General features: G+C 58.5%; 8 protein-coding genes. 3 read left to right on the top strand and 5 right to left on the bottom strand.

Annotation, left to right across the window (positions count from 1 at the left end):
* Window positions 1-9: 9 nt before the first annotated feature.
* Both AB3G88_RS11480 and AB3G88_RS11485 read right to left on the bottom strand, forming a co-directional pair.
* Window positions 10-420 carry a DUF6896 domain-containing protein gene (locus tag AB3G88_RS11480; RefSeq protein WP_400526858.1) on the bottom strand — a complete coding sequence of 137 codons (411 nt, stop codon included), beginning with the start codon at window positions 418-420 and terminating at the stop codon, window positions 10-12.
* Window positions 417-5,039: an RHS repeat-associated core domain-containing protein gene (locus AB3G88_RS11485; RefSeq protein WP_480454076.1), complete on the bottom strand. Its 4,623-nt coding sequence runs from the start codon at window positions 5,037-5,039 to the stop codon at window positions 417-419. The genes AB3G88_RS11480 and AB3G88_RS11485 overlap by 4 nt, the downstream gene beginning before the upstream one ends.
* Window positions 5,040-5,303: 264 nt before the next feature.
* On the opposite strand from AB3G88_RS11485, the gene AB3G88_RS11490 reads away from it, so the two are divergent.
* Together AB3G88_RS11490 and AB3G88_RS11495 are read left to right on the top strand one after the other, a co-directional pair.
* Complete coding sequence (locus AB3G88_RS11490) at window positions 5,304-7,805, top strand: TonB-dependent siderophore receptor (RefSeq protein ID WP_480454077.1); 2,502 nt, start codon at window positions 5,304-5,306, stop codon at window positions 7,803-7,805.
* A 133-nt stretch (window positions 7,806-7,938) separates the two neighbouring features.
* Entirely contained in the window at window positions 7,939-8,268 is a 330-nt protein-coding gene (locus AB3G88_RS11495) for a hypothetical protein (protein WP_026139966.1), read from the top strand.
* On the opposite strand, the gene AB3G88_RS11500 is transcribed toward AB3G88_RS11495, so the two are convergent.
* A complete protein-coding gene (locus tag AB3G88_RS11500) occupies window positions 8,269-9,168 on the bottom strand; it encodes a LysR family transcriptional regulator (protein ID WP_480454078.1) in 900 nt (299 codons plus the stop codon).
* Between the two features lie 106 nt (window positions 9,169-9,274).
* Between AB3G88_RS11500 and AB3G88_RS11505 the strand changes: the two genes are divergently transcribed.
* Window positions 9,275-10,330, top strand: coding sequence for an AbrB family transcriptional regulator (locus AB3G88_RS11505; protein WP_480454079.1), 1,056 nt, complete (start codon window positions 9,275-9,277; stop codon window positions 10,328-10,330).
* 267 nt (window positions 10,331-10,597) lie between these two features.
* Here AB3G88_RS11505 and AB3G88_RS11510 read toward each other — a convergent pair whose 3' ends face one another.
* The gene (locus AB3G88_RS11510) at window positions 10,598-11,542 is read right to left on the bottom strand and encodes a sensor domain-containing diguanylate cyclase (protein ID WP_099582766.1); all 945 of its coding nucleotides are present in this window, start codon (window positions 11,540-11,542) and stop codon (window positions 10,598-10,600) included.
* A 137-nt stretch (window positions 11,543-11,679) separates the two neighbouring features.
* The gene (locus AB3G88_RS11515; protein WP_191947851.1) at window positions 11,680-12,042 is read right to left on the bottom strand and encodes an NUDIX hydrolase; all 363 of its coding nucleotides are present in this window, start codon (window positions 12,040-12,042) and stop codon (window positions 11,680-11,682) included.
* Between the last annotated feature and the right edge of the window lie 95 nt (window positions 12,043-12,137).

Below are 12,137 nucleotides of genomic sequence, written 5' to 3' on the forward strand. Positions count from 1 at the left end.
CTTCCTGGGTCATGGTTGAATGAAGTACAAGTTCGACATAGAGCCGGAAATTCTCTTGGCTTTTCCCAACTTAAGATATTCGTTGAAGTCATTCTCCAGAGACGCTTTGTTTGTGTATTTCTTGTATTTGTTCGGCACCTCACATGCGTACATATACAGCCGCCAAGGGTCGAAGCCGTCGATCCTCTCATCAGGGCCATAATCGAAATCGACACAAATGTTAGATAGATAAACACTGCAACCAACACCATGCAGCTCGTAGGTAATGTCTTCGGTAAGGAGCCCGCATTGCGGAATCTTTTTGGCGCGCCATAGCCCCAGAATATTTTTGGTTCCGAACGTGCACTCAAGTAGGTCTGTTGCTTTTTTTACCTGTGATAAATATTCGGTTATCAAGTTTTCCAGGGTTTGAGTTTTCATCTTCTTGGCCTTTCCAATCTATCGAGCCCGACTGCGTTTGAAGCATCTACCACATCTTTGGTGCTGTTAAATGAGCTTCTGTGGCTATCTAAATCTTTGATCAATCTTATGGTGACTGGCGTGCGTGTGCGCCTTGCTGCCGAAGCTCTATGGTGTCCATCAACAATATAACGCTGCTCGTTATGTTCAAGCACGTCGATGGGGTATTTTTTGTCGTATCCATTGGTTCGCATACTAAGGGAGATCTCTTCAACGCGTTTGGTTGAGCGTTTTCCCTCGATGCTATGTGTCCGATTCAGTGTTTCAGCGTTAACGCCGTGAACCAGAGGAATTGGTGGGGACCCGTCATCCACTCGCACTTTGTGGGTGAGGTCATCAGGACGTGTTTGTGGTTTGCAGCTGTCCTCTCCGGGGCAGGCATTCAAGCCTAGTGGATCCACCCACCCCGTAGGATTGGGCACGTACTGGTAGGCATTGATCCCACCCGCCAACTTCACCGGGTCCGGCGTCAGGTAGCGACCAACATTCGGATTGTAGTAGCGATGACGGTTGTAGTGCAGCCCGCTTTCCTGATCAAAGTACTGACCCTGAAAGCGCAGCGGGTTGTCGATTTTGTTTTTGTCGAGACGGCTGATCTGGCCGTAGGCGCGGTAGTGCGCGGACCAGACGATTTCGCCGTCTGGGTCGGTGAGTTCCTGTGGCGTGCCGAGGTGGTCGAGTTGGTAGTGGTAGGGCTGGGTGTCGGTTGGGCCGAAGCCGTCCAGCAGCGCCAAGGGTCGAAAGCTGTCGGGTTCGTAAAGGTAGCTGCGGTGGCGATCTGCATGGTGCTCGGCAATCAGCTTGTCGCCTTGCCAGAAAAACTCCGTGGTGATGCCGTCTACGGTTTTACTGATACGCCGTCCAAACGGGTCGTAGCGGTAGCTGGCGGTTTGCCCGTTGGGTTGTGTAATGCCGATCAACCGGTGCTGGCAGTCGTAGCGGTATTCGGTGACCAGTTGGTGACCTTTGCCTCTGCGTTCACCGATCAGGTTGCCGAAGGCGTCGTAGTCGTAGTGCCGGTCGCCCTGGATCATCAGGCGGTTGCCGGCGACGATGTCGGGGCCGGGGCGGTCTTGCATGAGCAAATTGCCCGCCGGGTTGTGGTCGAAGCGTTCTGGCAGGTCTTGGGAGTGGTCGGCTCGGGTCAGGCGGTTGAGCGGGTCGTAGTGGTAGTGGTGTTCGCCTTTGCGGGTGTCGTTGAGGCGGGTGAGGTTGCCGGATCTGTCGTAGTCGTAATGGCGCTGGTAGAAGTGGTCGTGTTGTTGAGTGATCGCGTGGGAGTGCAGGCGCTGCTGGTCGTCATAGTGGTAGTGGCTGAGTAGTTGGCCTTGTTGGCGCTGGTATTCTTGACCGGCCTTGAACTGGTGCGAGGTCAGCAGCGTGCCGTTTAACTCAACCGTGGCGAGGTGGCCGCCTTTCGCATGATTAAAAACCAGCCGGTTGTTGTCCGGCAGGCGCAGGTGTTGAAGCTGGCCACAGGCGTCATAACCGTAACGCAAGGTGCCCCAGCCTTGGTGTTCGGCGGTGAGGCGGTTCTGGACGTCATACTCGTAGGCCAGCGCCCAGTGGCCGTCGTCGACGCTGAGGAGATTGCCTTGGCGGTCGTAGGCGTAATCGACCTGGTTGCCGTCTGGCAGGATTTTTCGTACGAGACGACCGGCATGGTCGCGCTCATAGCGGGTAACCAACTGACTGCCGTCATCGCCGTGTTCAGTTTTTTCCTGCAGGTTGCCGTTGAGGTCATAGGCGTAGGCGGTGCGTTGCCCATCAAAACCAACTTCCTGCTGGATCAGGCCGTTGGCGTGGTAAGCCAGCCGATAGGTTTCGCCGACTTCGTTTTCAATCTCGGTCAGCAGCAACCGCACGTTGTCGTAGCGGTACTTGACCTGGCTGCCGTCGGCATTGATGCGACGGCTGATCAGGTGCAGGCCGTCGGCGTATTCGTAGCGGGTGACGTGGCCCCGTTCATCGCGTTCGGCGGTGATTTTCCCGTAGGGGTTGTAGCTATATTCCCGCGTTGCGCCGCCGGGCAGTACGAGGCGAGTCAGCCGACCGGCTGCATCCCACTGGTATTGGGTCAGCGCGCCTTGTTCATCCTCACGGGCAATCTGGCGGCCCAGGTCGTCGTAGCGATAGCGCTTGATGCCCCCGTTGGGCAGTTGCTCTTCAACCAACTGGCCGCGTTCATTCCACACCAGCCGCTGGCAACTGTGATCGGGGTACCACACCCCAATCAGTTGCCCGTATTTGTTGTAGCTGTAGTCGGTGATGTGACCGTCTGGATCGGTCCTACGCGTCACGTCGCCCTGATCGTTGCGCTCGTACTTCCAAACCGCTAAGCCCCGCCTTACAACCCGTACGAAACCGTTGTCATGCTCGTAGGATGTCGGCTCATCGTCCCCCGGAAACAACGCCACCAAGCGTCCGGCCTCGTCGTACTGATACGCTGTCACTGCCCCGAGTGGTTCCTGCTCGACCGTCAGCCGGCCTTTATCGTCGTAGGATCTAAAATGCTCGGCACCGTCCGGATCAATGCGCTGCACCAGCCGTGCGCGGTCATCGTGGACATACACTTCCTGGCTGCCATCGGCGTTGTGCACCACAACGCTGCCGTCATCCCCCCACACATACCGCGTATCCATCTGCGAAAAACTGGCCCAATGCCGGACACATCGCGCCGCTTTGCCAGACCGTTCCCACGCCCAAAAGAAACTCGCCCCACCGGCCAACCCACGTTCAAGAATCACGTGTTGCTCGTCGTAGCGATAAACCTCGCTTTCGCCGACGGCATTGGTTGCTGAGGCCAGTCGGCCCATGTTGTCGTAGACGTAGGAAACAACGCTGTGCTCTGTGATCCAAGCGTAAGGCGCATGTCCCTTGGCCCGCTGAACCTGATAGTCCACCGCCACAATGCGGCCCGACTCATAGCGTAAAAACAGCGCACAACCGGCACCGTTATCCAGCCGCTCAATGCGCCCTAAAACGTCCCGGGAAATCCTCAACCGGTTGTCATACGCATCACTGATTGAAACCAGCACCCCATCGCGAAAGTGATAAAACCGCGACGCCTGTACCAACACCAACTCATCCGGAAAATCCCCCAGATAAATCGCCGCTTCAGCCAGGCTATTGGTGATTGCAGGTCGAGCAACTGTCGGCAGTGGAAACTCAGTCGAGCGGTTCTCATGATCCGTCCACACCACCGAATTACCTGACACAACAAGCCGATGCGCCAGCGAATGACTCCACCCAAACCCCAGCCCGACATCCATTTCCACCGCACTGGTGCGATACAAACGTGTCCACTCAAACGGCAGAATTCCGTCTAAAACACCGTCAGTCAGCGTAAGTAATTCTTCGCCGGTGACCATCGACACCGGGCAGCCGTTGGTCACGGTCTTATCCGAAGAAGCCGCCACATCCCTGTTCGGGTTTTTCCCCGAAACAGGCGCATCGTCCACAGACTCTTTTTGCTTCAACACCGCGTTCTGCCGCGCCCGCCAGCGCATCTGCATCGTGCCCTGCTTAAGCCCGCCCACCACCCCGCGAACCGCCACCGCCTTATAGCGATCCACGGCCTGCATAAACCGGGTCAGAATCTTCAGCAGAGCCTCAACAAAACCCAGCGCCGCCTTCAGCATCTGCGCGCCGTACTTGACTAGCCGGACACTCAAATACGCCACACCCGCTGCGGGCAGGGCGATGGTCAGCACTGCGCCAATCACCAGGTCAATCAACAACGCCACTACAAAACCTGCGCCCACCTGTGCGATCTGGCCGGGCGGTAAGGCGTCCAGCCACAGCATCGCCGTGCGCACCAACAGAAACAGTGCCGCTTCGTCACTGGCGAGCAACATCGCCTGTTCCATGACCTTGGGCGCATCGGTAGCGATTTGCGCCAATTTGGCGGCTTCTGCTCCCAGCTGTTCAGCATATTTCAGCGGGTCTTCAAGGATCGCCTGAACCAGCTTGATGCTGTCCCACACGTCCATGATTGCGGCCCAACTGCCCGCCAACAGGCCATTGCCAATCGCACTGGCGGTGGACACCTCCCAATGGGGTTTAAAACCGGTCCATTGCGACCTAAGCCACTGCTCCAGGTCCGCCGTCAGCCCTGCGTAGGAGGCAAACAGCGCCTCCACCTGCTGTTCCGAAACACCGCCCTGCACCCGCACCTGATAGCGTCCACCGGCAGTGCAGTAGTGGGAACCTCTGCCGTGCTCATCAAGCATGACTACCGTGGAGCTACCGTCATCCAGCCCGATCACCTCGACCGGGATGCCACCAATCGGCACGTCATACGCCGACTCGAACTTGCTCTCGATCTTCAGCTCGCCACCCAACTGGCAGATGGCAACGCTGCCCATGAAATCCGGGTCGGCCATGCTCGCTGTGGCGTGCGAATCACCCATCCGCACCACCCGATCCATCCCCAGCAACGACGGCATATCCGCCGCATGGCTCACTGAGTCCAGCGCCCGCGAATACCAGGCCCCCATCTGCTGGCGATACACCGCCAGGCTCTGATGAAAGCCATCCAGCTCATGTTCGATAGCGGCAATGTGGGCAGCGTGGGTCATCCGTGACGTCTCGGCAGAGGGCAAGGCGTCGGAGTCTGCCGCAGGAAAAAGCGGCTGGATGAACGGTTTGGAAAATCAGAATGGGCTGACAAATGCTGGAGAAAAACCGCGTAAACCCACCTCAAAGGGCTACACAAAAAAGCGAGCCGACTGATTGCAGCAAGGCCCGGATAAACTATCTCAAATAAAAACCGCTCTCATCCTTGCCCGATTTGCGGACATGGCCGTCATGGTTAATAGAACCTCCATGACCCAGGATTTCCCATGTCGCGCCTCGCTCGTCCCCTGCATCCACTGGCCCTGTCAGCGGCGGTGGCTTTTGCCGCCGTGCCGTTGCTGAATGTCCAATCCGCCTATGCCCAAGCAAGCAGCAGCACCGTGCGCAGCTTCCAGATCCGGGCCGGTGACTTGAGCCAGGCCCTCAATAGCCTGGCCGAGCAGGCGGGGTTGGTGCTGGCGTTTGATGCAAGCTTGACCCGAGGCAAGGTCAGCAATGGCTTGAGCGGGCAATACGACACAGATGTGGCACTGAGCCAGCTGCTGGCCGGCAGCGGCTTGCAAGCCCTGAATATTTCCGCCGACCGTTACCGCTTGGAAGCCATCCCGGATAACGGCGGCGCCATGGAGTTGCAGGCCACCACGATCAGCGGCGCCTACCAGGCCGAAAGTCCCACCGGGCCGGTGTCCGGTTATGTGGCCACGCGCAGCCTGTCCGGGACCAAGACCGACACCGCGCTGATCGAAACGCCGCAGTCGATCTCCATCGTCACCAAGGACCAGATGCGTGCGCAGAACGCCGAGAGCCTTAACCAGATCCTGCGCTACAGCGCCGCCGTGGTCCCGGAAACCCGTGGCGCTACCGCTTCGCGCCTGGACCAACTGACCATCCGCGGCTTCGCTCCGGCCACTTATCTTGATGGCCTGCGCATGCCGTCGAGCCGTGACGCCTTGCCGCAAAAAGACGCCTTCGACCTGGAGCGCGTTGAAGTGCTGCGCGGCCCGGCGTCGGTGCTGTACGGCCAGGGCACGCCGAGCGGGGTGATCAACATGGTCACCAAGCGCCCGCTGGACACGCCGTTTCATGAAGTGGGCGTGGAATACGGCACCTTCAACAAGAAGCGCACCACCTTCGATTTGAGCGGGCCGATTGACGATCAGGGCGTGTATTCCTACCGCGTCGCCGGACTGTTCGACGACGCCGACGGCCAGGTCGAACACACCGAGACCCGTCGCCAGTCGCTGTCCAGCGCGTTCACCTGGCGCCCGGACGACGCCACGTCGCTGACCCTGCTTGGGCATTTCCAGAAGGACCCTAAAGGCGCGTCCTACGGCTCGGTGCCGGCCTGGGGCTCGGTGTTGCACAGCCCGACCGGGCGCAGCATCGATGTGGATTTCTATGATGGGGAAAAGAGTTTCGAGAAGAGCGACCGCGAGTACTATTCCATCGGCTACGCCTTCGAACATCACTTCGATGATGTGTGGACCGTGCGCCAGAACGCGCGTTACCTGCGCAGCGAAGGCCAGTACCGCAGCCTCTACAGCAACTACCTGATGACGGATTATCGGACCATCCGCCGTTCGACCATCGCCACCGATGTGGACATGGATGCGTATACCCTCGACAACCAGGTACAAGCCAGATTCGACACCGGCCCGGTGCAGCACACCTTGCTGATGGGGCTCGACTATCAGAACACCAGCACCGATACCCTGTCCGGTTCAGGCATCTACACTGCCGGGCCGACCCTGGATATTTTCAACCCGGTCTACGGCGCCGCCGTTGCGGTACCGGCGTACACCACCGACGGCACGTCGCGCAGCGAACAGACCGGCGTCTACCTGCAAGAACAGATGAAGTGGGACAAGTGGGTGTTGCTGCTGGGCGGTCGCTATGACTGGGCCAGCACTGACAGCACCACGAAGACCCTGCGTACGGCGACCAAGAGCCAGTCCTCGCTGGACAGCAAAGCCTTCACCGGGCGCGTCGGTCTGGTTTATCTGTTCGATAATGGCCTGGCGCCGTATGCCAGTTACTCGGAGTCGTTCAACCCCCAATCAGGCACTGGGTATGGTGGCTCGGTGTTCAAGCCGACCGAAGGCAAGCAGTATGAAATCGGCATCAAGTACCAGCCGCCGGGCAGCAATAGCTTTATCACCGCGGCAATCTTTGACCTGCGCCAGAGCAACGTCCTGACAACCGATCCGGACCCTACGCACCTGTGCGGCACCGGACGCTGCCAGAGCCAGGATGGCGAAGTGCAATCCCGTGGGTTTGAACTGGAAGGCAAGGCCAGCCTCAATGACAACCTGGACATCACTGCGGCCTACGCGTACCTGGACAATCGCATCAGCAAGTCCAACAACACCGTGCGTTATGCGCCCATCAGCGACATCGGCGTAGGCCCGGCGATCAATGCCGAGGGCACCACCACCTACGCGGTTCCGCGCCATACGGCCTCGGCGTGGGCGGATTACACCTTCCATGACGGCAACCTCAAGGGGTTTGGGGCAGGGGCAGGGGCGCGTTATGTCGGTTCCTCGTGGGGCGATACGGCTAACACTCTGAAAGTACCGGGCTACACCTTGTTCGATGCGGCGGTGCACTACGACATCAAGAACATCGTCAACCTCAAGGACAACCTGCGCCTGGCGCTGAACGCCACTAACCTGGCGAATAAAGAGTATGTCGCGTCGTGCTATTCGTACTCGTGGTGCTGGTATGGCTCGCAGCGTACGGTGCAGGCGAGTGCGACTTATCAGTGGTAAACGCCTGAACTTCCTGGGTGAGGGGCTTAATTGTGGCCATAAAGTTTTGTCGATAAGGCAATTTAATGGCCCCTTTGTAACAAAATCCTCGCCAGAATCGCTTTTATTTTCAGGCGGTTAGGTGGGGATGCAAATGCGCAATGTTGGAATCATGCTGATCGCCTGCTCCCTGGCCGGCGGCGCGGCTGCCGTGCAGGCTCGGGAACTGCGCGAGGGTGACAAGTACATGTGCAGTTGGGGCGCCGGCACCGCCGCCAGGGCCCAGGAACTCAAGCTTTCAGGGGTATCGCTGTACGCTGCGCGGCAGAAGATCCAGACGATCAAGTTCAACAAGTCGTGGATGCGCATGATGGCCATGGGCATCACCGAGCAGACCTACGACAGCCGTTCACGCCTCAAGCCCGAGGCGATCCGCCAAAGCTTCTATCAGGACTGTGTTCGCTACAAAGTCGCACGCAAGTGATCATCGCGACAGCGGCGAGCCGGCATCTTCCTGAAAGAACAACTTGGCCGTTTCAATAAACCGTCGATTGGCCTGGGACAGGTACTCACTGGCGCGCCAGCACAGGTTGAAGTGCATGAACTGGGCGGGCTTGAAAGACACGCCGGCGATTCCCGGTTCTTGCTCCTGGACCGAACGCAGCAGGGTGGAGACGCCCATTCCGCTGCGGGTAGCGGCAATCACCAGCGGCACGAAGTTACTCTCCAGGGCGATATTGAAACGCACGCGGGCATTGCTGCAAAAGGTGTCCAGCAGGTGGCGTTGCAGGAAGGTGTTGTCGAACACCAGCATTGCTTCGTCCTGCAACTGGGGCGCCGAAATCGACGCCGCTCGCGCCAGCCGGTGCTGCTCAGCCATGCACAACACCATTTCATCGCTGCCAAGCAACACCGACTCCCAGCCCGGATCGACGCGCCGCGACTCCAGCAGCGCGACATCAATGTCCCGTGTGGCCAGGCGCTCGCTGATGTCATCGGCGCTGCCTTCCACGACATGCATCGCGATGCCGGGGTAGCGGGCACGGAACTGCATCAGCAACTCGGGAATATGGCGGATGCCATACATGGGCGGCACGCCGACGCGGATCTCGCCGCTGTGCAATTGGGTCAAGTCTTGCAGTTCGCGCCGCGCGCCTTGCAACCCCTGCAGGCAGGCTTCAGCACGCGCCAGAAACAACTGGCCTTCTGCCGTGACACTGATCTGTCGCGTGGCCCGGTTGAACAGGGCCACCCCCAACTCATCCTCCAGCCGACCCACCGCCATGCTCAACGCCGGTTGCGCCACATGCAGGGCCTGAGCAGCTTTGGTGAAGCTGCCTTGACGGGCGATTTCGACGCAATATTCCAAGGCTTTCAAGTTCATAAAAGCTCGCATAACAAAGAGTGATGAGTTGCTTAACAAATGGATATTTTCTGTGATGAGGTCGAGTCTATAACCTGTCGGCACTCTTCTCCATGCCGGATTTATCATGTTCCTCACTCTTCGCCCGTATTGGCTTATCACTCTGATCATTGGAGCCTTGGGCGCCAGCCTCGCCAGTTGGGCGGGATGGCCGTTGCCATGGGTCATTGGCTCGCTGCTTGCGGTGCTGATAACCCGTTGCACCGGCGGCCCAGCCCCTGAAATCCCCCACGGCCGCCAAGCCGGGCAATTGATCGTGGCGGTCGCCATCGGCTGCCATTTCACCTTGCCGGTGATGCAGCAAGTGGCGGCCCATCTTGGATTGATCGTCACGGCGGTGTTGCTGACCCTGGTGTTGGCACTGTGTTCGGTGTTGATCCTTAATCGCTGGGGTGCGCCGTTCGGCACGGCGTTCTTCGCACTGATGCCGGCCAATTCCAGCGAGATGGTCCACTTGGGCCGTCAACGCCAGGCGGACCCCGGTTTTATCGCGGCTGCCCACAGTGTCCGCTTGTTGCTGATCCTGCTGGCCGTGCCAGCTATCGCGACCTTTGGCCTATCGCCTGGGGTTGCACAGGCCCCTTTGCCGGTGATTTGGCCCTGGCTGGTTTTCATCCTGGCCATGGGCTGGTTGGCGGCGCTGGGTTTCAAACACTGCAACGTGCCTAACCCGTGGACATTCGGGCCGTTCGTGATCTGTGCGGTGGGGGTGGGCTGCAATAACTTGTCGATGAGCATGCCGGGATGGCTGAGCGGCGCGGGTCAGCTCTTGATTGGCTGCGCTCTGGGCGCTGCGTTTGACAGAGGTTTTTTCCGTCGTGCGCCGGGCTTTCTACTGAAGGTAGTGGTGTTGATTGCAGGTTCGGTGATTGCCACCGGGTTGGCCGCTTGGGGGCTGGGGACGTGGCTGGGCCTGTCGTGGCTGTCGCTGGCCCTAGGCATGATGCCGGGCAGCGCCCCGGAAATGAGCCTGACTGCCGAGGCGCTGGGGCTGGCGGTCACGTTGGTGACGGCGATGCAAGTGATCCGCATGCTATTGATCCAGGCCGCGTGCCTGCCGTTGTATCGTCTATTGAACCAAGTGCCTGATGAACGAACTTCAAAGCGTGCAGCGTTGTGGTAGTCAATAACCCCTTTTTATAAGTGGAAATATGCCCGGTAGTTGCACCAAAAAGTGGCACTGGAATTTCTCACCACCTTAAAAAACATGTGGTTATTGAAGGACTTACGCAACTTTTTAATCCGACGAATGGATTGAAATAGTCTTGTTACACGTTTTTACAATCGTTACTATAGCCGGGCGTTCACCTCCCACGGTTTATGCATTTTTAAATCCCAAGTTTCCATCAGCTACTTGGGATTTTTTTTGCCTGGAATTTGACCGCCAGCGTCAAACTTCACCCTCTGCAAACTCCGCGCGCATCCGTCCATTGCGTTTGGCTTGATAAAGCAATTTGTCGACATCCTCGACAAAACCCAGCATCGGGCTGTCGGGTGTGACGATACGTGTACCGACGCCCAGGCTCAGGGTCAGCAGGTTCGACACTGCCGAAAAACCATGCTCGATCTGCTGCTGGCAGATCAGGTGCAGGCAACGCCGCGCCACCTGTTTGGCTGATGCCGCGTCGGTCTCCGGTAGCAGCCATACAAACTCTTCACCGCCTATACGCGCAATGAAATCCCTGGGTCGATTGGCCGCCTGGGACAGCGTGCGTGCGACCTGGCGCAGGCATTCATCACCCTTGATATGGCCGTAGTGATCGTTGTACTGCTTGAAGAAATCGATATCCAGGATGAGCAACGATAGCGGCAACTGGCTGCGCAGGGCGCTGGCCCATTCGCGCTCAAGCACGGTGTCGAACATGCGCCGGTTGGCGATGCCGGTGAGACCGTCCTGATAGGAATATTCCTCAAGTTGTTTTTGCAGGCGTATCAAGTGCTCTTCGGTTTTCTTGCGTTCGCTGATATCGAACATAAAGCCGATCAGGGCTTCGACCTCGCCATCCTTGCGCACCACGTGCACCACATCACGAATCCACACGTAGTCGCCGTTGACCGTGAGCGCTCGGTAATCCGCCTCGTGGTCCACGCCGGCGCGGGACTGCGACACACAGAAATTCACCACGTATTCCCGGTCATCCGGGTGCATGCGCTCGACCCAGTCGTCCACGCTGACCCAGCTTTGCGGGGTCCAGCCCAGCAATGTCTCGATCTGCGGGCCGATATAGCTGAAGGTCATGGTCTGCCAGTCGATGCGCCAGGGGATGGCTTTGGTCGACTCCAGCAGCGTTCGGTACACGTCACTGTCGGGCTGGCTCGGGGGATCGATGCTCATGGGCGTGCTCGGGGATGATGGCGAATAGCCAAGAGCCTCTTTTGATTGACACCTTGAGTCAAGCGTAAGCAGGGGCAGCAGACGAGAGGTCGTGACAGGCGCTTTTTGGCGCCAAGATGTCGGCCAACCACCGGGGGTTACAGGCGACGCAGAAAGGATTTGACGATGTGTCTGGTGGCATCGGTGGTGTCCAACTGGTCCAGTGCGCCAAAGGCGTACCACTGGCAATCGGCGATCTCGTTGCACGGCCGCGCCTGCGCAATATTCACCACTGACGCTTCGAACACGTGATGCAGCGTGTCGCGGGCCTTCAGTTCCTGCAGGTACAGCAGGCCATCCACGTTCAACCCGGTTTCTTCTTCCAACTCGCGTTCGGCGGCGCCCACCGGGCGTTCGTCACGCTCGACCTTGCCGCCGGGCAAGGCCCATTTTGATCTGGCCTTGCGCACGAAGAGGATATGCCCCTCGTGTTCGCAAATGACCGTTGCCCTGATTTTCATCGTCTGTGCCCCCGCCCCGGGATGATTGTCATAAAAGTGTAATGCAATTGTCATGCTAACTGTTTATGGCGTGTCGGCGCAGCTATGTGGATACT

Source organism: Pseudomonas arvensis, from assembly GCF_056688935.1.

Coding starts and splice junctions, on each gene's coding strand:
- AB3G88_RS11480 (WP_400526858.1), bottom strand. CDS start 420: ATGAAAACTCAAACCCTGGAAAACTTGATAACCGAATATTTATCACAG.
- AB3G88_RS11485 (WP_480454076.1), bottom strand. CDS start 5,039: ATGACCCACGCTGCCCACATTGCCGCTATCGAACATGAGCTGGATGGC.
- AB3G88_RS11490 (WP_480454077.1), top strand. CDS start 5,304: ATGTCGCGCCTCGCTCGTCCCCTGCATCCACTGGCCCTGTCAGCGGCG.
- AB3G88_RS11495 (WP_026139966.1), top strand. CDS start 7,939: ATGCGCAATGTTGGAATCATGCTGATCGCCTGCTCCCTGGCCGGCGGC.
- AB3G88_RS11500 (WP_480454078.1), bottom strand. CDS start 9,168: ATGAACTTGAAAGCCTTGGAATATTGCGTCGAAATCGCCCGTCAAGGC.
- AB3G88_RS11505 (WP_480454079.1), top strand. CDS start 9,275: ATGTTCCTCACTCTTCGCCCGTATTGGCTTATCACTCTGATCATTGGA.
- AB3G88_RS11510 (WP_099582766.1), bottom strand. CDS start 11,542: ATGAGCATCGATCCCCCGAGCCAGCCCGACAGTGACGTGTACCGAACG.
- AB3G88_RS11515 (WP_191947851.1), bottom strand. CDS start 12,042: ATGAAAATCAGGGCAACGGTCATTTGCGAACACGAGGGGCATATCCTC.